This window comes from Nocardia sp. GTS18, assembly GCF_013839555.1.
Classification (GTDB): domain Bacteria; phylum Actinomycetota; class Actinomycetes; order Mycobacteriales; family Mycobacteriaceae; genus Nocardia; species Nocardia rosealba.
The window spans coordinates 133,848-153,555 of the sequence record NZ_JACBIU010000004.1; the positions used below are offsets into that span (position 1 = coordinate 133,848).

Consider the following 19,708-nt stretch of genomic DNA (forward strand, 5'->3'; position numbering starts at 1 on the left):
CGTCGGTCAGAGGTGGTTGAGGCCGACCATCTTGGTCGCGGTGGCCATGGCGGCGGCCAGGCCGAGTGCGCCGAGGACGGCGATGGCTAGGGATCCGGTGAGGGTCGTGAGACCGAACAAGAAGAACACGCAGGTGGCCAACATGATGGCGGTGCTGGTCAGATCCGTACTCGTCGTATTCGGTGTCCGATTACGTGAGTGGGTCATATCTTCATAGTTGCCAGGAACCGCGGTTACTAAACCGTTATTTTCGGTTCGATGTGTGGGTTTGGGCTGCTCCGGCCTGGGTAGCGCGACAGTGACCGCGAGAGAAAGGCTGTCGAGATGCCGAAGACCACGAGCTCGGGCCGGGCGCGGACATCGGAGCTGCCGAGTACGTTGCAGCGTTCCAGCGCCAAGGCACAGCGGACGTTCGCCAAGGCGCACGACGCGGCACTGGACGAGTACGGCACCGAGGAACGCGCCAATCGTGTCGCCTACAGCGCTTTGAAGCACAGTTTCGAGAAGGTCGGTGATCACTGGGAGCCGAAAGGTACCCGGGGGCCGTCGGATTCGCGGGCTGCTTCCGGCGGGCGGTCGCCGCGCGGCGAGAGCGCCGAAGGGGTGAACGCGAATGCGACCAAGAGTCACCTCATCGATGTCGCCGGACGGTTGTCGATCACCGGTAGGTGGCGGATGACCAAGGAGGAACTGGTCGAGGCGATCGAGAAGGCGAACCGCCGTGCGACCGCGCGGGCTCGATCCTGAGATGACCGCCGGCGGCGGTGACGACCGCGCGTACAGCCGCGCTGTGCTCTACGGCGTGTGCGTGATCGGCGTCTCGGCGCTCGTGTTCGCCGCGGTGAATTTCTGGGCCGCGACGCGCACGAACTGCGCGGGCGCGCAGACACATCTGTGTGACACCCCGGCACAGGCTGCCGTGATGATCGGTCCGTCGCTGGTGCTGCTGGCCGGTGGGATCGGTGCTTTCGTGCACACCTATCAGCGTTATCGCGACGGGCGATCGTGGCGGGTGTGGCAGGGGGCCGGATGGTTCCTGTTCATCCTCATGACCGCGTATCTGATGATTTCCGCCGGTACCACGGTGACGGGGTGACCAGTCCGGACGGCACCGCAGGGCGGATGGCCCTGCGGCACCGATCGGGCTAGTTCTGTGGCAGACGTGAGGGTTTCTGGCCGCCGGTTCGGGTGCGCGGCGGCTTCACGCCCTGCATGATGTCGTTCCACCACGACTGCAGTGGGCTGGGTTCGGGCCAGCTGACAACGGTGGTGTCCGGCTCGGTCGCCGGTTCGGTGGTGTCGAAGACAGGATGATCGGAATAGCGCATTGCACAACTTCCTCGAGAGAACTGAACTGCTTCTTCACTGATGTGTTGGGGTGCCCCGGCCGGGTTCGCGGTGTGTCCACACGCGCAGGTGCGGTCGGGGCGGATCGGTCGTCGTCGGGATGACGTCGGCCAGGTCTGTGTGCAGGGTCAGCCACTTGGCGAGTCCGGCGGCGGTGATGATGCGGTCGACGACCGAGGGGGCGGCCTTGACCACGCTGACCCGGATGGTGTCGTGCTGCTGGGCGCGAGACGCCAGATCGAGGATCGATCGGCACGACATGAAGGTGACTTCGTCGAGGTCGACGACCAGTTGCCTGCCACCCGATGCTCGCTGGAAGGCGTCGTCGAGGACGCGGCGCCAGCGGGTGATGGTGTAGGCGTCGATGTCGCCGCGCACGTACAGGACGATCGCGTTCGATCGGGTCTCGAGGTCGGCACTCACGCGCGCCGACACATCGGGTGGTTCGCCGTCGAAGGCGGGTAGTTCGTATCGTCCTACGTGGCTGGAATGGGTGTTCACGAGTACTCGATTTCCTCGGCACCGGCAGGCCTCGCGCGCTGCGCCGACCGGTCCTGGATCCTCAAGATCGGCTGGTACTACCCATTTGAGCACGTCGGTACGCCGCTGTCATGGACTGTGACCGACTCGATGCCGAAATTCGGGACGCAGCCGCGTACTCGAGTCATCACCGCATCGTCGACACTCACGGTCAGGTCAGGGATGTGCTCGTGGTGTCCGAACCGTGGCACGACGAGCGCGGGGCGGTGATCGGTACCTCGGGCTATTACATCGATGTCACCGAGACTGCCGAGGTGTTCCGGCGGGAAGCTCTCGACACGACGTTGCCGGGTGTGCTCGAAGCGCGGACGGTGATCGAGCAGGCCAAGGGCGCGTTGATGCTGGTGTACGCGATCAGTGCCGAACAGGCGTTCAGGGTGTTGCGGTGGCGGTCGCAGGAAACCAATGTCAAGTTGCGCACGATCGCCGAGCGGGTGGTCGCCGAGCTGCCGAAAGTGGCCGGTGACGAGGTGAAGCTGCGAAGCAGGCTGGACCATGTACTGCTCACCGCGCACATGCCCGACTCTCTGAAGGACTAGACGGGTCAGTGTCTTCCTTCGGCGAATTCCTCGACGATTTTGGCGCAGAAGGCGGGCAGGTCGTCGGGGTTGCGGCTCGAGACGAGTCCGTTGTCGGTGACGACCTCCTCGTCGACGACGGTGCCGCCCGCGTTGCGGATGTCGGTGCGCACACTGGGGTAGCCGGTGAGGGTGCGGCCGCGTACCGCGTCGGCTTCGACGAGGGTCCAGGGGCCGTGGCAGATGACGCCGATCGGTTTGCCGGTCGCGGCGAACTGTTTCACGAAGCCGACGGCCGAGGAGTCCTGACGGAGTTTGTCGGGGTTGGTGGTGCCGCCGGGCAGGATGAGGGCGTCGTAGTCGTCGGGGCTGGCCTGGCTCACGACCTGGTCCACGGTGAAGGTGTCGCCTTTCTCGACGTCGTGGTTCATGGCCTGGATGCTGCCCGATTCCAGGGAGAGCAGGGTGGTGGTCGCGCCCGCGTCTTCGACGACGGCGCGGGGTTGCACGAGTTCGACCTGTTCGACGCCGTCGGTGGCCAGGATGGCGACGCGCTTACCGGTCAGTGGCTGCTGGGGCATGGTGCACTCCTCACGTGGACTACTTTCACGGTGGTCATTTCGTCGAGCAGTTCGGGGCCGTAGCCGAAGCCGTTGCCGGAACGGCCGCGAGGTTGGGCGGCGCCGCCGGGGGCGCCACCGAAGACGGCGTTGATCTTCACGGTCGCGACAGGCAAAGTGCGCCAGGCTCTTTGGGCGTGGTCCATGGAACCTGTCAGGACGGTGGCGGCGAGGCCGTATTCACCGGTGGCGGCTTCGTCGAGGCCGGTGTCGAAGTCGGGAACCACCCGGACCGGGGCGACCGGGCCGAAGGTTTCCTCGCGCAGCACCCGCATCTGGGGCAGGCAGTCGGTGAGCACGGTGGCCGGGTAGGTCGCGCCGGGCCCATCGGGGATGTGCCCGCCGACGAGGACGCGCGCACCGTGGTCGACGGCGTCGGCGACGTGATCGTGCACATGGGCGCGCTGGCGGGCGTCGACGAGTGGTTGCGGGTTTTCGTTCCACGCGGCGGCGCGGGCGCACAGTGCCTCGAGGAAGCGGGGGGCGACGGCGGTGTGGACGTAGATGCGTTCGACCGAGGTGCAGATCTGGCCCGCGTTGGCGAAGGCACCGAGCGCGGCCTGTTCGGCGGCCCATTCGGGGTCGACGTCGGCGTCGATGAGCAGTGGGTCGTTGCCGCCGTTCTCGAGCAGCACCTTGGCGCCGGTGCGGGCGGCCGCGGCGGCGATGCGCTGCCCGGTCTCGCTGCTACCGACATGGGCGATCACGTCGGCCTCGGGGGAGGACGCGAGCAGGGCACCGATGTCGGCACCGCCGGTGACGGTGGCCAGGACCGCGTCGGGGAAGTGGGGCGACATGATCTGCCCGAGGAGTTCGCCGGTGCGGGGGCACCGTTCGCTCGGCTTGTGCAGCACCGTGTTTCCGGTGACGACGGCGGCACCGAGCAGCCCGCAGGCGATGGCCACCGGGTCGTTCCACGGGCTGAGAGCGACGACCACACCGCGGGGTTCCGGGATCATGAAGTCGGTGGCCTCGGGGGAGCCCTGCAGCGATTTGCCACGATGCAGGGGGCCCAGTTCGGCGTACTGGTCGAGGGTGGAGGCACCCGCGAGGACTCCCTCGCGTCCGGAGGCGGCGGGGCGTCCGGTTTCGGATTCGAGGGTGGTGGCGAGGTCGTCGGCGTGGGCGCGCACGGCCGCTGCCGCGGCGCGGAGCATCTCGGCGCGGTCGGCGGGTGGGACGCTTGCCCAGCCGAGTTGGGCGGCGCGCACGGAGCGCACCGTATCGGCGATGTCCTCGGGGGAGGTGATGGGGGGTGCGGTGGTTGTGGTCATGTGGTCGGCATACCCGGTAGGTGGCGGGGAAACAGGAATCATGTTGGGGGATGGTTGGTTTCGTCGGTTCGGCCGCGCCGGCTTCCGGTGTAGGCGCTTTCGCGGAACCGGTCGAGCGCGTGCGGGACCAGGGCGACACCGGCCGGGCGGTTGAGGATCGGATCGAAGAAGTCGGTGCGGTATTCGCCGGGTTCGGCGCGGCGCAGGTCGAGTTCGCCGACGGGGATCGGTTCGCCGCCGAGGGGTTCGGCGGTGAGGGAGAACCGCAGGAGGTGATCGCTGTCGAGGTGGTCGCGCAGTGCTTGCAGGGAAGCGGTGCCGGGCAGGTCGTCGAGGGGTTCGGCGAACAACCAGACCGGGGAGTCGTCGCCGAAGCGGTAGGGCATCAACGAACCGAAGCAGGCGCGGTCCCAGCCGCGTGCGGCGGTGATGACGAATCGGCCGAGTGTGCCGCGTCCGGTGGTGGCGAGGGCGAAGTCCCAGGGGTGATCGTCGCGGTCGAGGACACGGAAGGCCAGGCCGAGTACGTCGGGGATGCCGGTCGGGGTGCCGATACCTTTGGACAGTCTGCCGATGACGGCGCGTTCGCCCGGCCCGAACCAGGGCACGAAGTCGGCGGCGGCGTGGAAGCGTCCGGCCAGGCGCAGGCCGCGCGGATGGAACACCCGCGCGTGCCTGACCTTGGCACCGGCCTGGAAAGCGGTGCGTACCACGGTGTTCGGGATGTCGGTGAGGGTCGCTTTGTCGATCATCGGCGGCGGTCCACGGTGGTCGCGACAGTGCGGGGCAGCAGGGCGCCCAGGGCGATCATGCCGAGCCCGAGGCCGAGGTGCAGCCAGTTGTCGGCGTCGTTGAGCGGGACGAAGTTGGCGTCGCTGTGCTCGTCGACCAGCAACCCGTAGAGCCACAGGACCAGATAGACGACACCGCCGCCGATCAGGAACGTCCGCGCGGTCGCGGCGCTCGCGGCGGCGAGCAGGCCGAGGACACCGAAGACGAGGTGCACGATGTTGTGCAGAACCGACACGGCGAACACGCCGAACAGCTTCGCGTGCGATTCGTGGCCTGCCCACTGCAGGTGGTCGTAGTCGGTGGTGATGCCGGGGATGAAGCCGAGGACACCGACCAGCAGGAAGACCGCGCCGACGGCCAGCGAAGCCAGCTGGATCGGTGACCGGGCCGAACCCGTTCTGCCTACACGTGTGGACACGGCGTGCTCCTTTCGGATGAGCCGGGTGTCCCCGGCCCGCTTGCCTGGACGACGGGCGCATGCCCGCTGGTGTCGGTGGTAAACCCGCGTTGAGGTTTCGGTGAGTTGTGTGTCGAGAGCCTCGATGACCTGAGCGGTGGGGGGAGGGTCACCGCCACCCGACCACATTCGCCATCGCGTCGGCCACGGCCGGTTCGGACTCGGCGAGCGAGGACGCCGCACCGTTGCACACGAATTCGGCGGCCGCGCTCACGGCGTGGCGTACCGCGGGCTCGGTCGACTCGCCTTCGGCCAGCACCACGGTGACTGCCGCGGCGAATCGGTCACCGGCGCCGCAGATATCGGCGCCCTCGGGTGCGCGGCGCCCCGGCGGCACCTGGATCCGCATCCCGGCCGGGAATTCCGTACCACACAGGTAGGCGCCCTCGGGCCCGAGGGTGACCGCGACCGCGCGCGCCGACCACAGGCGGGCCAGGGTGCTCGTGTCGCGGATCGAGGAGGCCGAATCGAGCAACCGCAATGCCTCGCTGCGGTTCGGGGTGACGATGGCGGTGTCGGGAATCGGCAGCGAGCCCAGTGGGTGCGGGTCCCACACCACCGGGATCCGTGGGGCGAGAGTGCGCAGCAGACCACGGATCTGCGGGTGCGAGGTCATGCCGCGGCCGTAGTCCGACACCAGCACGCCCGAGGCGCGAGCGAGCACGCTGTCGATATCGGTGGGGATCGGCCCCGGTGCCACCTTGCCGGTGCCCGAATCGCAGCGGGCGATCACGACGGGATCCTCACCGTCGGTGCAGCGTCCGTCGGCGCGCACCCGCTGCTTGCACACCGTCGAACCGTGCAACGGCACACCGATGACCTGCACGTACGGTTCGAGCAGGGCGCGCAACTGCTGCCCGGCGTGGTCGTTGGCGAAACCGCCGACGAGGACGACCTCGTCGGCGTCGCCCGCGGCGAGGCGGGCGGCCAGACCCGCACCGCCGGGGCGGTAGCGGGTGGTGGTGACGTCGACGATCGGGGCGTCGTCCTGGCTGTAGCGTTCGCAGTGACCGTCGACGTCGATGTCGAGGAAGACGTCACCGAGCACGACGATCGGTCCTGGATGGGCGGTCACAGTGCCTCCAATGCGGCATCGAGGGCGGTGCACAGGGCGTGGACGAGCACGAGGTGCATTTCCTGCACGGTGGCGACGCTGTCGGCTTCGACGGCGATCGCGTCGTCGCAGACCGAGGCGAGTGTGTTCGGTGGTGGGCCGGTCAGCGCCCAGGTGGTGATGCCCATTTCGTGGGCGGCTTTGGCGGTGGCGACGACGTTGGGGCTGCTGCCGCTGGTGGAGAGCACGACGAGGGCGTCGCCGGGGCGGCCGTGGGCGCGCAGCTGGCGGGCGAACATCTCCTCGATGCCGTAGTCGTTGACGATGGCGGTGGTCGCGGAGGTGTCGCAGTGCAGGGCGATCGCGGCCAACGGTCGGCGTTCGGTGCGGAACCGGCCGGTGAGTTCGGCGCTGAGGTGCTGGGCTTCGGCGGCGCTGCCACCGTTTCCGCAGGTGAACAGTCGACCGTTGCGTTGGTAGATGTCGGCGAGTTGTTCGCCCCAGGACCAGATGCGCCGGATCGAGGCGGTCCGGTTGCGTTCCAGGGCGGCGCCGAGCGCACCGAAGTGGTGTTCCAGGTTCGCACCGGTCTCGGCGACCAGATGCTGGGTGCCGGGTGGATTGTTCATGGCGCGAATTCCTTTCGTGCGGCGCCTGTCATGGCGAGGGCGACGGCGGTCGGCAGGTCCCGGGCGAGGAGGGCGGTGGCGCGCGCGTGGTCGATCTCCGCACGCCGGGTGATGGGGGTCGGCACCAGGATCGCGGCGCATCCGGCGGCCTGAGCGGCCTCGATATCGGCGCCGATATCGCCGATCAGGACACAGTCGGCGGGCGCGACGCCGAGTTCTTCGGTGGCGCGAAAGACCATGCCCGGGGCGGGTTTGCGGCATGCGCAGCCGTCGTCGGGTCCGTGCGGGCAGATCTGCCAGGTGCCGAACGGGCCGAGTAGCTGTTCGACGGCGGCGTTGACCGCACGGACCTGGGCGCGGGTGATGAGGCCACGGGCGATGCCGGACTGGTTGCTCACCACACCGATCGGGATCCCTTCGGTGCGTAGCCGGGCCAGTGCGTCGGCGGCACCGGGCACGGGGCGCACCAGTGCCGGGTCGCCGAGGTAGGGGACGTCCTCGATCAGCGTCGCATCGCGATCGAAGAGCACCGCTGCAGGAGCGCAGGAACGCGATCGACCGTTTCGACCGGATCCGTTCGTTCGTGTGGTGGGTAGTGACCGAGTGTTCATGCGGGCCGCCTCGTGTCGGCGGGTCGGGCGCACAGTGTGTCCACCGCGTCGACGATCTCCTCGGAGGTGATGGTGTCGAGGCACGGGTGTCCCGGTACCGGGCAGGTGCGGGCTCTGGTGCCCTCGCACGCCGCGGGCCGGCCGAGCACCACGACCGGCACACCGTGGGGCGCCCACCGCGCGGCCGGGACGACCGGTGCGAACAGCGAGACCACGGGCGTGCCGACCGCGACGGCCAGGTGCGCGGGCCCGGTGTTGGGGGCGACGACGACATCGGCGTCGCGCAGGATCGCTGCCAGCGTGGCGAGGTCGGTGCGGCCGCCGAGGTCGGTGGCCAGCCCGTCGGCGACGAAGGCGGTGTGCTCGTCGGGACCACCGGTGACCAGCACCCGGTATCCGGCCCGGACCAGGGCTGCCACATGGGTTCTCATACGTTCCGGTGCCGGGCGGCGGGCGGGTACGGCGGCGCCGGGGTGGACGACGATGTAGCCGGGTCCGCCGGTGCGGGTACCGACATCGGGCAGCAGGTCCTCGCGGATCCGGAGCCCGTCGGAGTCACCGGGGAACCCGGCGGCTTCGGCCAGTGCCAGATTGCGGATCTGTTCGGGCCGGTCCTCGTCGCGGGTGTCGCGCAGATCGAGCAGTGAGCCCGGGTAGTCGATGCTGATGCCCGCGATACGACCGACCCCGGCCATGCGCAGCACCAGCGCCAACGGCAGCGGCGACTGGTGGAACGAGGTGAAGATGACGGCCTCGGTCGGTGCCAGGGCGCGCAGAGTTTCGAGCAGTGCGTCGATGGCGTCCTGGGTGACCGGTGGTGCGTCGAAATCGACCCACCCGGCGTGGAATTCGACGACCTCGTCCACCCCTGGCAGCAGGCGGGCCGCTGCCGCACCGCGTGGCCCGGCGAGAAAAGTGACCTTGTCGGACCCCGCCGCGACCGCCCGGACGGCGGGCCCGGTGAGCAGCACGTCGCCCGCGCTGTCGAGTCGGGCCACCAGCACATGCCTCACCGCCGCCCACCGTCCACGGTGTCGGTGAGCAGTTCGTTCCAGCGTTCGACGAACTGGTCGATGCCGAAATTGGTCTGCGCCCACTGCCGTGCGGCCTTGCCGGCGAGCTGGGCCAGATCGGGTTCGGCCACGAAACGCTGCAGTGCTCGGGCCAGGACCGACACATCGGTGGACACCACTCCGGCCTCCGGCGGGATCGCGGCCGCCGCCTCGGTGGTGGCGACGGCGACAACCGGCATCCCCAGATGCATGGCCTCGAGCACCGACAGGCCGAGCGAGGTCCAGCGTGGGGTGTGGACGAATACGCGCCGCCGCGAGACTTCGGCGTGCAGGCGGTCCTGGCGCAGGTCGCCGTGCCCGCACACACGATCTTTCGGCCGGTCGACGGCGGTGTGGACGTGGTCGGTTTCCATCCCGAACACATCGATCGGGGTGGTATCGCAGAGTTCGGCGAGCAGGTCGGTGCCGGTGACGCGCCAGCGGCGCACCGGTTCGTTGACGATGGTGGCGGCCCGCTCGAGTTCGCCGGTGTAGAGGGGGCCGGGATCGAGGACTCCGTGGGGGACGACGCGCACCCTGGTGTGCCCGTTGTCCCACATCAACCGGTTGAACTCGGTGACGTGGACCAGGGTGAGGTCGTCGCGGTCGGCCATGGGGTGCCGGGTGGTCGCGGCGTGCCCGGACGGGGTGTTGTGTTCGACGTAGATCAGGGAGACGTCGACACCGGGGGTGCGACCGAGCCAGCGTTGGGCCAGTTCCAGTTCGCGGGGGCGTTGGGCCACAACGACATCCACGTGTTCGTCGGCGAGCGCCTCGGGGGCGATCTCCTCGGCGCCTGCCGGCCACGGTCGCCCGCACCGGCCGAGCGCCCACCCGCCCCAGCGTGGGTCGTGCGGGATCAGGTAGCGGTGGGGTCCCTGGACGAACGAACTCATCCAGGACCCGTGCACATGCCAGGCGAGGATCGTCGTCATGGCCACGACGGCTCCGTCGACGGGCACACCATCAGTTCGCGCACCTGGCAGCCCGGTGGTTGGGAGAGCGCGAAAACGACTGCGGCGGCGACGTCTTCGGGCCGGTTGAGTTTCGCGTCGGCCGGCGGCTGGTACTGCGGGGTCCGGTCGTCGAAGAACGCGGTGTCCATGCCGCCGGGCACCAGCAGGGTCACCCCGACCTCGCCCGCTGTCTCGGCGGCCAGGGCGCGGGTGAAGCCGACGACGCCGAATTTCGACGCGCAGTAGGCGGTGGCGTCGGGCAGCGCGCGCATGCCGAGGGTGGAGGCGCAGGTGACGACAGTGCCCTTGCTCGCGCGCAGGGCGGGCAGTGCCGCGCGGACGACGGCGGCGGTGCCGAACAGATTCACCTTGACCACGTTTTCCCACTTCTCGGCCGACACGCCGTCGAGCGGACCGCAGGCGTCGGTGCCCGCGGCGGTGAACACCGCGTCGAGGTGACCACCGGTGCGGTCGAGTACCCGTTCGACCGCGGCCGTCGCGGCGGCGGTGTCGGCGAGATCTGTTTGCTCCCAGTCGATTCCGTCGGCTGGGGTATTGCGGTCGAGCACCACGGGTGTGCCGCCCGCGGCGCGGATCGCGGCGACGGTAGCGGCGCCGAGACCTGAGGATCCGCCGGTGACGAGGACGGTGCCGAGCGGGCGTGTTGACGGGTTCACGAGGATGGGACTCCTTTCAGCGGGGTCATGCCGACATCGCGGCCCGGTCGACGCGGCGCGCGGATACCTTGCGGTAGGCGGTGAGGGTTCGGGTGCCGACCCGCTCCCAGGAGTAGGAGTTCTCGGCTCGACGACGCCCGGCCGCGCCGCGGGAGGCGGCCAGGTGCGGGTTGTCGAGCAGCGGGCGGATCGCGGCGGCCAGCGCCTCGGGGGAGTTCGGTGGCACCAGGGCGCCGGTGACACCGTCGACGACGGTGTCGAGCATGCCGCCGACAGCGGTGGCGACCACGGGTCGCGCGCAGCCCATCGCCTCGAGCGGCACGATGCCGAACGGCTCGTACCAGGGTGTGCAGGCCACGACATCGGCGGAGCGGATCAATTCGGGCATGGCGGTGTGCTCGACCGACCCGAGCAGGTGTACCCGGTCGCCGACGCCGATGCGTTGCGCACAACCGCGCAGCCGTCGCGCCTCGGCATGGGTTTTGCCCTTGTCGTCGGCGCCGCCCGCGATGACCAGTTCGGTGCCGGGTAACTCGCGTAGTGCGGCGATGGCCAGGTCGTAGCCTTTGCGTGGCACCATCCGCCCGACCGACAGGATGCGGTGCGGTGCGCCGCGTTCGGCGACCGGGCCGTCGGGGGTGAACAGGTCCAGGTCCACACCGCACGGAACCACCGACACGTGATGCGGTGGCACCCCCATCTTGGTGAGTTCGCCGACCTCGTCGGAGCAGGTGGCGATGACCCGCGCCGCCCGCGACGCGACCAGGCGTTCGATGCGGATGCGGGCGGGCGGGCTGGTGTCGGCGCGGCCCTGGTGTCGGTGTTTGACGGTGCCGAGTGCGTGGAAGGTGACCAGGACGGGTATGCCGGTGCCGTGGGCGGCCAGCTCGGCGGCCATGCCCGACATCCAGAAGTGCGCGTGTACCACGTCGGGGTGCTCGCGGGCCCAGTCGTCGCGCAGGAACGCGGCGAATTCGCCCAGGTGAGGGAGGATTTCGTCCTTGGGAATGGGGCGCGGTGGGCCGGCGGGGACGTGCACGACGCGGTAGCCGTCGTCGGTGTGGATCGTGCGTTCGGAGTGGGTTCCGTCGTGTCTGGTGTAGACGATCACCTCGTGCCCGCGCTGGGCGAGGGTGGCCGAGAGGGCTGCGACGTGTACGTTCTGTCCCCCGGCGTCGGTGCCTCCGAGCGGGGCCAGCGGGCTCGCGTGTTCGGAAACCATAGCGATCTTCACGGCTGACTCCGTTCGTCGTGACAAGCGGTGGCCAGGGGAACGCACCGCTGCGGGCGGACCGGTTCTCGCTGGGCGCTATGCCCGGGGAGAAGTGGGTCAAACAGCGGCGTGCCGGTTTCGACCGACTGTTTCGGTGTGCGCCGGTGGGGTACTGCGGCGGTGCCGATCACCGCCACCACAGAACATCGGGTAAGGAGTGCCGAGATGACGACCGCGTCCGGCGACAGTGTTTTCGGGCCGATCGCGCGGCCGTTCCCCGATGTCGAACGCATCGTGGTGTTGCGCGGTGGTGGCCTGGGCGACTTGTTGCTCGCCCTGCCGGCGATCGAGGCGCTGGCCGCGACCTACCCGACGGCGCGGATCACCCTGTTCGGTTCGGCACTGCATGCCGCGCTGCTCCGATCACGGCCGGGACCGGTGCGCGACGTGCGGGTGCTCCCACCTAAGAACTCACCTGCCGAGGACGTGTTGCTCGACGAAACGACAAGGGAGCGTGTCGATCTGGGTATCCAACTGCACGGCGGTGGCGCCTGGTCGAACCGGTTCCTGCGCCGCACGGGAGCTCGGTGGACGGTCGGTTCCCGCGCCGACGGCGCCATCGAACTCACCAGGACCACCCCGTTCCGGTACTACCAGCACGAGATGATCCGTGCGCTCGAGGTGGTCGGGTTGGCCGGGGCGGCACCGGTCACTCTCGAACCGAGGATCACCGTCACCCCCGACGACGAGGCAGCCGCCGAACGGCTCGTCGGGCAGGCGACGAGGCCCGTTGTGACGGTTCACCCCTCGGCGACCGATCCCCGAAGGCGGTGGCCCGTGCGCAAATTCGCGGAGGTCATCGAGCATTGTGTGCGCGGCGGGGCCACTGTTCATGTGATCGGCACCCACGACGACCGTCCGCTGCTGCGCGAAATCCTCGACCGGGTGGGTGGTTGCGACACCCGCCACGTGCACTGCCTCGTCGATGCCGACATGACCGAGCTGTGCGGGTTACTCACGCGGACAACGGTTTTCGTCGGTAACGACAGCGGGCCACGGCATCTGGCCAAAGCGCTCGGCATCCCGACGGTCGGGATCTTCTGGATCGGCAACCTCGTCAACGCCGGACCCCTCAACCGCGCCAACGACCGGGTGCTGACCGCGTGGACCACGCGCTGCCAGCTCTGCGGTGCCACCCTCACCGACGAGGGCGCCCCACGCTGCGAACACGACAACTCGATCGTCGCCTCGGTCACCGTCGAGGAGGTGTGCCGTGAGATCGACGAATTCCTCGGCCCCGCCGGCATTGTCACCGCACTGCGGCCGGAACGGCGGTGGCACGACACCGTAGGCCTCGACGCCCCGGTCGGGGACCGTCGTCGATGACTCCAGGTGTACCGCGCGCCGGGTGTGGATCCGTACCGGCATCGCTCATCGTTCTCCCACGCGGCCGCGGATGCGGTCGATCATCGTCGTCGTGGAGTGGTCGGCGAGGTAGTTCAGAACCCGGACGTGACCGCCGTATTCGGTGACGACAGCGGTCTCGGGCAGCATGTCGGGGCTGTAGTCGCCGCCTTTGACATACAGCTGGGGCTCGGTGGCGCGCAGCAACTCGGCGGGGGTGTCCTCGTCGAAGACGGTCACATGGTCCACACAGCTCAGGGCGGCCAGCACCGCGCACCGGTCGCCCGCGGTGTTCACGGGCCGCTCGGGGCCTTTGAGTCGGCGCACACTGCTGTCGGAGTTCACGGCGACCACCAGGATGTCGCCGAGGCTCTTGGCCTCGTTGAGGCAGGCGATGTGACCGGCGTGCAGCACATCGAAGCAGCCGTTGGTGAACACCACCCGGGCGCCCTCGGCTCGCTCGCGGCGCACGGTCGCGATGAACCGGTCGCGCGAGAGGACTCCGGAGCCCTCGCCGCCGAGGCGGGCGCGCAGATCGGGGCACCGGCACACCGAGGTACCGGGGCTGCGCAACACCACATCGGCGGCGGCCTGGGCGAATTCGACCGCACCCGTCAGCGGCATCGCGTCGAGTACGGCGGCGGTGAGGGCGGCGACGAAGGTGTCACCGGCACCGGCCGACCGGTTCTCCGGCACCGCCACCGCCCAGGTCCGGTGCGCGGGCTTGCCGTCCACCAGCAGGACGGTGCCGTCCTTGTCGAGGGTGACCACCACCGCGGCCGCTCCGGTGCGGGCCATCAGTTCGTCGCGGCGGTCGATGAACAGTTGCGCGTGATCGGTGTGTGCCGTCGTGTCGAGCAGGGCCGCGGCCTCCTCGGCGTTGGGTGTCACCAGGTCGGGCCGCAGCGCCTGCCAGCGGGCCGGTTCGTGCGCGTCGAGGACCAGCAGCGGGAGACTGTCGCGGCGCGCGCACAGGGCGCCGCGGATCGTGTCGTCGAGGGTGACGCCGTAATCGCAGATCAGCAGCGCGTCGGCATCGGCGAGGGCGGTGTCGAGCGCGGCGAGCAGCGCGGTCGTGTCGGTGGGCGCCGGGGCACAGTCCTCGTCGTAGCGCAGCAGGATCTGTTCGTCGGCCATCACCCGCACCTTCACCTCGGTGTTCCGGGTCGGGTCGGTGACCACGGTGTCGGTTCCCACTCCCGCGCGGCGCAACGAGTCGCGCAGGTCGTGGCCGGCGTCGTCGTCACCGACCGTGGCGACCATCTGCACCTGCGCGCCGAGTGCGGCCAGGTTGGCCGCTGTATTCGCCGCCGCCCCAGGCACTTTCGCGGTGTCGGCCACATCGACCACCGGCACCGGGCCCTCCCGGCACAACCGGTGGCAGCGTCCCCATTTCCACACGTCGAGGACGGCATCACCCAGGACGACGACACGCGGGCGGCGCGCGGCGACGTGATCGACGGATTCGGGGCCTGGTCCGCGGAAGCCTGGATCGGTCCGGTCGAACGGCATGGGCGTCCTCCCTCGGGCGGTGGTCGTCGTCGAAGCGATTCCACGTGCGCGGCGGGTCAAACAGATCGGTGCGGATCGGTGTCGGCGGCACCGGCGCGGGTATGGCGAGGATGCGAACCGAGCCGAGGAGGTGTGCGATGCGTGTGGTCGTGGTGGGAGCGACAGGCAATGTCGGCACGGCGGTGGTCGACGCACTGACCACCACACCGGCGGTGACGTCGGTGCTGGGAGTGGCACGGCGCAGACCCGACCGTGGGCTCGCCGGGGTCGACTGGGTCGGCGCCGACGTGCGCGACGCCGATCTGGTCTCGCTGTTCCGCGGTGCGGACGCGGTGGTGCACCTGGCCTGGGTGTTCCAGCCCACGCACCGGCCGCTCGACACCTGGCACACCAATGTCGACGGCACCGAACGGGTGCTGGCCGCTGTCGCCGAGGCGGAGGTACCCGCGCTGATCTACGCGTCCTCGGTCGGAGCGTACGCACCGCGCGAGGACGACGAACCCGTCACCGAGAGCTGGCCGACCGAAGGTTGGCCCGCCGCCGCCTATATGGCCGAGAAGTCCTATGTGGAGCGGCTTCTCGACATCTTCGAACGCGACAACCCCGACATCCGGGTGGTGCGGATGCGTCCGGCGTTCACCTTCCAGTACGACTCGGCCAGCGAACAGCGCCGCCTGTTCGCCGGACCGCTGCTGCCCAACCGGTTGATCCGGCCCGGAGTGCTGCCCGTGCTGCCGTATCCGTGGGGAATGCGGTTCCAGGCGTTGCACAGCAGCGATGTGGGACGCGCCTACGCGATGGCGGTGACCAAGCAGGTGCGCGGTGCGTTCAATCTGGCCGCCGACGACGTCATCGACCGCGACGCCATCACCCGCATCCTGCGGACCAGGACGTTTCCCGTCCCGCCCCGCGCGGTGAAAGCCGCGCTCACGGTGGGCTGGTGGTTGCGGCTGGTCCCGGCCACTCCGGAACTGTTCGACGCGATGATGCATCTACCGCTGCTCGACACCACCCGCGCCCGTACCGAACTCGGCTGGACGCCGAGGATCAGCGCCGCCGACGCGCTCACCGAGGTGCTGCACGGATTCGTCGACGGCGCGGGCGGTGACACCCCACCGCTGGCCGCCGACGCCGGCGGCACCTTGCGCTACCGCGAATTCGCCTCCGGCGTCGGCGGACACGACCCGGTCGACCAGCTCACCCGCCACGCCCACCGCTGAACGTCACGGCCGGAAGACCGCGCGCACGCATTCGCTCTTGTCGTTCTTGAAGATGTCGTATCCGGCGACCGCGTCCGACAGCGGCAGATCATGGGTGATCAGATACGACGGATCGAGTTGCCCGCTGGTGATGAACTCGAACATGCGTGACACGTCGCGCTGACCGGACTGCTGGGCGGTGCGCAGGGTCAGCCCCTTGTTGGTGAGCACACCCATCGGGAATTTGTCGGTCACGCCGTACACGCCGAGCACCGACACCACCCCGGTCTTGCGGCAGGACATGATCGCCTCGCGCAACGCGGTGGCCCGATCGGTTTCCAGTCGCAGCAACTGCTTGGCCCGGTCGTAGAGGTGCTGCACGCCGGTGCCGTGCGCTTCCATCCCGACCGCGTCGATGCAGGCGTCGGGCCCGCGCCCGCCCGTCATCTCGCGCAGGGTCGCGGGCACGCTGTCGACACTGGCGTAGTCGATGGTGTCGGCGCCCGCGTGCCGGCGCGCCAGCTCGAGGCGTTCGGGGACGCGGTCGATCACGATCACCCGGCCCGCGCCGAGCAGACGGCTGGTGTGAGCGGCCATCAACCCGACGCCGCCGCTGCCCCAGACCGCGACGGTGTCACCGGGGGAGATGTCGCAGAATTCGGCGCCCATCAGCCCGGTCGGCAGCGCGTCGGAACAGAACAGGGCCTGCTCGTCGGTGATCGACTCCGGAATCGGGAAACAGTTCACATCGCCGAAAGGCACACGGATGTATTCGGCGTGCGAGCCCTGATAGCCGCCGAAGGGATGGGTGTAGCCGTAGATCCCGCCGGACGGGAAACCCAGGATCGGTTGTTGCACCGCGGCATTCGGGTTGGTGGTGTCACAGGCCGAATACCGCCCGGCGCCGCAGTACCAGCACGTGCCGCACCCGATGAACGACGGCACGACCACCCGGTCACCGACGGCGATCCGCTCCACCGCGTCGCCGACCTCGAGCACCTCGCCCATGAATTCGTGCCCGATCACGTCACCTTCGCGCATACCGGGCAGGTAGCCGTCGATGAAATGCAGATCCGAACCGCAGGTGGTGCTCAACCGGACCGCGACGATCACATCGTGCGGGTTGACCAGGCGCGGATCGGGCACCGTCTCCACGGCCAGATCGTTCACGCCGTTCCAGCACAGTGCTCGCATCAGTCCTCCTGCTCGCGTCCGCTCGGATTGTGGGTCAGGGTCGGCGCCTCCCCGGTCTGCAGAATCGCGCGCGCCCGGTAGAGGGCGGTGAACGCGGCATGCCCGGTGAGCTGTTTTGGCAGTGGACTGGTGACACGGATCGTCACCTCCGTGCCCAGATCGCCGGGGGCGTCGGCGAAGGTCAGCCGGATCTGGGAACGGCCGGCCGGGTCGCGGCCGCCGACGAAGCGGATCTCGCCGGGGGCGCGCACGGTGCGGCTCACCCATTGCGCGGCAGCGGCGGTGTTCTCGACGAACGACCACGTCAACCGGTCCGGGGCGGTCGATTCCACGTGGGCGATGCCGTCCAGCGCCGAGGACAGGTTCGCCGGATCGAGCCAGAACTGTTCGACGTCCGCGCGGGGGCGCGCGATCGTCACCGCGTGCACGCTGGCCCCCGCCGTTGGCGCGACCTTGTGCAGCAGCTGCCCGATCCGGTCCTCGAACCAGGTCACGGGGTTCGGGTGTCGGGGCGGATGCCGGTTTCCGGGTCGTCGTCGGCGGGTGGCTCGGGGTCGCGCCACTCCTCGGCCCGGCTCGACCGGTTGCCCTTGATCGTGCCGTCCAGCTCGTGCGCGAGTTCCTCGTCGTGGGCCGGACCGTGCTTGGTGTTGCCTCGTTCGATGACCATCGTGCCTCCTTGTGCGTTTCAGCGGTGCCGGACCAGGGCGGCGACACCGTCCTCGGACGGCACACCGCCGGTGACGATGACCTCGGCACCGGTCAGGATCGCCGCGACGGGCAGTGCCTCGTCGGCGCGGCAGGACTGTCGTGGGGCGGTGCTGCCGGTCCAGCCGGCCGGGGCGTGCAGGTCCACGCTCACCTGTGCCCGATCGGCGCCGACCAGCACGGTGCGGTCACCGAGCCGGTCCGGGTCGATGAGCAACCGGTCCACGCGCGCCATCCGCAATGCCTCGGCGGTCGCGTCCAGACCGGACACGGCCAGCCCCTCGGGGCGGTCGATCTCGGCGGCGACGGTGTCGAGGACCTCCTCGATGTCGTGGCGGGCCTGTTCGGCGACCACCCGGTGGACCGCGGTCTCCAGTTCGCCCGGGTCGCTGCCCCGTGCGCGGGCGCCCGCCTCGACCTCGACCACCGTCGGCCCGTGTTCGGGCAGCGCGTGATGCAGGGCGTTGCGCGCACTCACCTCACCGGCGACCACGATCACCTCGGCGTGCACCTGTTCGGCCTCGGTGCTCACCTGCTCGGCGAGTTCGTCGATGGTCCGCCGGGTCGTTTCCTCGACGCGCTGCTGCATGGACCGGTGTGCCCATGCCCCACCACCGGTTTTGTGCACCGGATACGGGTCCTGGTCGACGCTGCGTTCGGTGACCGACCCGTTCTCGTCGACGACGGTCAGGTCGCAGCCGACCTTGTCGACCACGGCGACCACATGCGGGACCAGTTCCTCGTGGTGGCGCAGCAACGGCAGCAGATAGGGCAGCGGTGACACCCGAACGACCTCTCGAGCCGGCGGTTCGGGCAGCAGCTCGTCGGCATGGACGCTGTGATCGTCGATGATCAACACCCGTCCGGCCCGCCCACGCCCGGGCGGACCCTCGGCGACGGCCCGGTCGAACAGCGCGATCATCTCCGCGCTGGCTCCCGCTTCCCGCAGGCGACCGCTGATGGACCGTCGTCGCAGCTCCAGTTGATGCGCGGCGTCCTCGGTGTCGTGTGAGGCATCCATGTACACGACAGCGAAGGGCCCGCGCCTTTCCGCGATCTCTCGAATGCTGTTCACACCGCGCGCATACCCGAGCTTCCCCACCCGAACCACCCCGACCGGATTTCGCGTCGTGGCCGGTCAGGAGCCGGCGATCGACTTGGCCTGCCGCAGCACGTCCCGCACCATGGCGGGGGTGAGCATGCCGGTGAAGGTGTTTCGCTGGCTCACGTGGTAGCAGCCGAGTACTGTCACCGTTCGCCCGTCCGGGTGGGTGAGGACCACCTGCGCGCCGTGGCCGAAGCGGGGGCGCGGGCGGGGGATGGTCCAGCCGCCTTCGGCGAGGACGGTGAACAACGCCTGCCATCCGAAGGCGCCGAGGACCACGATCACCTTCAAGGTGGTGGCGAGCAGTTCCATCTCCCGGCTCAGATACGGTGCGCAGCGCAGCGTTTCGTCGCGGGTCGGCTTGTTCTGCGGCGGCGCGCAGTGCACGGGCGCGGTGACGCGCAGATCGATGAGATCGATGCCGTCGTCGGCGCGGATCGGGTGCGAACCGGTCGACAGGCCGACCGCGTGCAGGGCCGCGAACAGGACATTGCCGCTCTCGTCGCCGGTGAACATGCGCCCGGTCCGGTTACCGCCGTGCGCGGCCGGGGCCAACCCGACCACCAGGATCCGGGCATCGTCGGGGCCGAAACCGGGCACCGGCCTGCCCCAGTAGTCCTCGTCGCGGAACGCGGCCCGTTTCTCGCGCGCCACCTGCTCACGCCACGCCACCAGGCGGGGACAAGCCCGGCACGAGGACACCAGCACATCGAGTTCGGCGAGGGTGCCCGCATCGCCCGCCGCGAGCGGCGCCTGCTCCGGGTCGCTCGGTTCGGCGGCCATCGTCCCATCCTAGGTCGTGGGAAATCCGGTAACCCGTCCTACCGAACCACCCACGTGGTACCG

Annotated in this window: 25 protein-coding genes; 5 read left to right on the top strand and 20 right to left on the bottom strand. The window is 69.6% G+C overall.

Annotation, left to right across the window (positions count from 1 at the left end; genetic code table 11):
* Window positions 1-6: 6 nt before the first annotated feature.
* Window positions 7-207 (bottom strand): hypothetical protein, encoded by a 201-nt coding sequence (locus HYG95_RS06880; protein WP_181697150.1) that lies wholly within the window; start codon window positions 205-207, stop codon window positions 7-9.
* 117 nt (window positions 208-324) lie between these two features.
* Between HYG95_RS06880 and HYG95_RS06885 the strand changes: the two genes are divergently transcribed.
* Entirely contained in the window at window positions 325-747 is a 423-nt protein-coding gene (locus HYG95_RS06885) for a ChaB family protein (protein ID WP_181697151.1), read from the top strand.
* A 1-nt stretch (window position 748) separates the two neighbouring features.
* Window positions 749-1,096, top strand: coding sequence for a hypothetical protein (locus HYG95_RS06890; RefSeq protein WP_181697152.1), 348 nt, complete (start codon window positions 749-751; stop codon window positions 1,094-1,096).
* A gap of 49 nt (window positions 1,097-1,145) precedes the next feature.
* On the opposite strand, the gene HYG95_RS06895 is transcribed toward HYG95_RS06890, so the two are convergent.
* A complete protein-coding gene (locus tag HYG95_RS06895; RefSeq protein WP_181697153.1) occupies window positions 1,146-1,328 on the bottom strand; it encodes a hypothetical protein in 183 nt (60 codons plus the stop codon).
* Window positions 1,329-1,362: 34 nt separating this feature from the next.
* Window positions 1,363-1,848: an anti-sigma factor antagonist gene (locus HYG95_RS06900; protein WP_181697154.1), complete on the bottom strand. Its 486-nt coding sequence runs from the start codon at window positions 1,846-1,848 to the stop codon at window positions 1,363-1,365.
* Between the two features lie 110 nt (window positions 1,849-1,958).
* Between HYG95_RS06900 and HYG95_RS06905 the strand changes: the two genes are divergently transcribed.
* On the top strand, window positions 1,959-2,426 hold the full coding sequence (locus HYG95_RS06905; RefSeq protein WP_181697155.1) for an ANTAR domain-containing protein: 468 nt from the start codon (window positions 1,959-1,961) through the stop codon (window positions 2,424-2,426).
* A gap of 5 nt (window positions 2,427-2,431) precedes the next feature.
* On the opposite strand, the gene HYG95_RS06910 is transcribed toward HYG95_RS06905, so the two are convergent.
* The 11 genes from HYG95_RS06910 to HYG95_RS06960 form a co-directional block, all read right to left on the bottom strand.
* Window positions 2,432-2,986 (bottom strand): type 1 glutamine amidotransferase domain-containing protein, encoded by a 555-nt coding sequence (locus tag HYG95_RS06910; RefSeq protein ID WP_181697156.1) that lies wholly within the window; start codon window positions 2,984-2,986, stop codon window positions 2,432-2,434.
* A complete protein-coding gene (locus HYG95_RS06915; protein WP_181697157.1) occupies window positions 2,968-4,299 on the bottom strand; it encodes an aldehyde dehydrogenase in 1,332 nt (443 codons plus the stop codon). Before HYG95_RS06915 ends, HYG95_RS06910 begins: the two co-directional genes overlap by 19 nt.
* A 38-nt stretch (window positions 4,300-4,337) precedes the next feature.
* Complete coding sequence (locus tag HYG95_RS06920) at window positions 4,338-5,051, bottom strand: phosphodiesterase (protein WP_181697158.1); 714 nt, start codon at window positions 5,049-5,051, stop codon at window positions 4,338-4,340.
* A complete protein-coding gene (locus HYG95_RS06925; RefSeq protein WP_181697159.1) occupies window positions 5,048-5,509 on the bottom strand; it encodes a DUF4383 domain-containing protein in 462 nt (153 codons plus the stop codon). Before HYG95_RS06925 ends, HYG95_RS06920 begins: the two co-directional genes overlap by 4 nt.
* 148 nt (window positions 5,510-5,657) lie before the next feature.
* Window positions 5,658-6,623, bottom strand: coding sequence for a PfkB family carbohydrate kinase (locus HYG95_RS25110; protein ID WP_181697160.1), 966 nt, complete (start codon window positions 6,621-6,623; stop codon window positions 5,658-5,660).
* A complete protein-coding gene (locus tag HYG95_RS06935; RefSeq protein WP_181697161.1) occupies window positions 6,620-7,231 on the bottom strand; it encodes an SIS domain-containing protein in 612 nt (203 codons plus the stop codon). The genes HYG95_RS25110 and HYG95_RS06935 overlap by 4 nt, the downstream gene beginning before the upstream one ends.
* Complete coding sequence (locus tag HYG95_RS06940; RefSeq protein WP_370465705.1) at window positions 7,228-7,761, bottom strand: D-glycero-alpha-D-manno-heptose-1,7-bisphosphate 7-phosphatase; 534 nt, start codon at window positions 7,759-7,761, stop codon at window positions 7,228-7,230. Before HYG95_RS06940 ends, HYG95_RS06935 begins: the two co-directional genes overlap by 4 nt.
* Before the next feature lie 77 nt (window positions 7,762-7,838).
* The gene (locus HYG95_RS06945; protein ID WP_181697163.1) at window positions 7,839-8,855 is read right to left on the bottom strand and encodes a glycosyltransferase family 9 protein; all 1,017 of its coding nucleotides are present in this window, start codon (window positions 8,853-8,855) and stop codon (window positions 7,839-7,841) included.
* Window positions 8,852-9,829, bottom strand: coding sequence for a glycosyltransferase (locus HYG95_RS06950; protein WP_181697164.1), 978 nt, complete (start codon window positions 9,827-9,829; stop codon window positions 8,852-8,854). The genes HYG95_RS06945 and HYG95_RS06950 overlap by 4 nt, the downstream gene beginning before the upstream one ends.
* The gene (locus HYG95_RS06955; protein ID WP_370465713.1) at window positions 9,826-10,533 is read right to left on the bottom strand and encodes an SDR family oxidoreductase; all 708 of its coding nucleotides are present in this window, start codon (window positions 10,531-10,533) and stop codon (window positions 9,826-9,828) included. Before HYG95_RS06955 ends, HYG95_RS06950 begins: the two co-directional genes overlap by 4 nt.
* A gap of 19 nt (window positions 10,534-10,552) precedes the next feature.
* Window positions 10,553-11,761 carry a glycosyltransferase gene (locus tag HYG95_RS06960; protein ID WP_181697166.1) on the bottom strand — a complete coding sequence of 403 codons (1,209 nt, stop codon included), beginning with the start codon at window positions 11,759-11,761 and terminating at the stop codon, window positions 10,553-10,555.
* Window positions 11,762-11,965: 204 nt separating this feature from the next.
* On the opposite strand from HYG95_RS06960, the gene HYG95_RS06965 reads away from it, so the two are divergent.
* Window positions 11,966-13,126: a glycosyltransferase family 9 protein gene (locus HYG95_RS06965; RefSeq protein ID WP_181697167.1), complete on the top strand. Its 1,161-nt coding sequence runs from the start codon at window positions 11,966-11,968 to the stop codon at window positions 13,124-13,126.
* Window positions 13,127-13,171: 45 nt separating this feature from the next.
* Here the strand turns inward: HYG95_RS06965 and rfaE2 are convergent, their stop codons facing one another.
* Window positions 13,172-14,656: a D-glycero-beta-D-manno-heptose 1-phosphate adenylyltransferase gene (gene rfaE2 / locus HYG95_RS06970; protein WP_181697168.1), complete on the bottom strand. Its 1,485-nt coding sequence runs from the start codon at window positions 14,654-14,656 to the stop codon at window positions 13,172-13,174.
* A gap of 137 nt (window positions 14,657-14,793) precedes the next feature.
* Here rfaE2 and HYG95_RS06975 point away from each other — a divergent pair, with 137 nt between their 5' ends.
* Window positions 14,794-15,876 carry an NAD-dependent epimerase/dehydratase family protein gene (locus HYG95_RS06975; RefSeq protein WP_181697169.1) on the top strand — a complete coding sequence of 361 codons (1,083 nt, stop codon included), beginning with the start codon at window positions 14,794-14,796 and terminating at the stop codon, window positions 15,874-15,876.
* A 3-nt stretch (window positions 15,877-15,879) separates the two neighbouring features.
* On the opposite strand, the gene HYG95_RS06980 is transcribed toward HYG95_RS06975, so the two are convergent.
* The 5 genes from HYG95_RS06980 to HYG95_RS07000 all read right to left on the bottom strand — a co-directional run bounded on the left by HYG95_RS06980 (window position 15,880) and on the right by HYG95_RS07000 (window position 19,645).
* A complete protein-coding gene (locus HYG95_RS06980; RefSeq protein ID WP_181697170.1) occupies window positions 15,880-17,049 on the bottom strand; it encodes a zinc-dependent alcohol dehydrogenase in 1,170 nt (389 codons plus the stop codon).
* A complete protein-coding gene (locus tag HYG95_RS06985; protein ID WP_181697171.1) occupies window positions 17,049-17,543 on the bottom strand; it encodes a hypothetical protein in 495 nt (164 codons plus the stop codon). The genes HYG95_RS06980 and HYG95_RS06985 overlap by 1 nt, the downstream gene beginning before the upstream one ends.
* The gene (locus tag HYG95_RS06990) at window positions 17,540-17,719 is read right to left on the bottom strand and encodes a hypothetical protein (protein WP_181697276.1); all 180 of its coding nucleotides are present in this window, start codon (window positions 17,717-17,719) and stop codon (window positions 17,540-17,542) included. The genes HYG95_RS06985 and HYG95_RS06990 overlap by 4 nt, the downstream gene beginning before the upstream one ends.
* Window positions 17,720-17,737: 18 nt before the next feature.
* Window positions 17,738-18,832, bottom strand: a complete 1,095-nt coding sequence (locus HYG95_RS06995) for a Vms1/Ankzf1 family peptidyl-tRNA hydrolase (protein WP_181697172.1) — start codon at window positions 18,830-18,832, stop codon at window positions 17,738-17,740.
* A 63-nt stretch (window positions 18,833-18,895) separates the two neighbouring features.
* Entirely contained in the window at window positions 18,896-19,645 is a 750-nt protein-coding gene (locus HYG95_RS07000; protein ID WP_181697173.1) for a uracil-DNA glycosylase, read from the bottom strand.
* Between the last annotated feature and the right edge of the window lie 63 nt (window positions 19,646-19,708).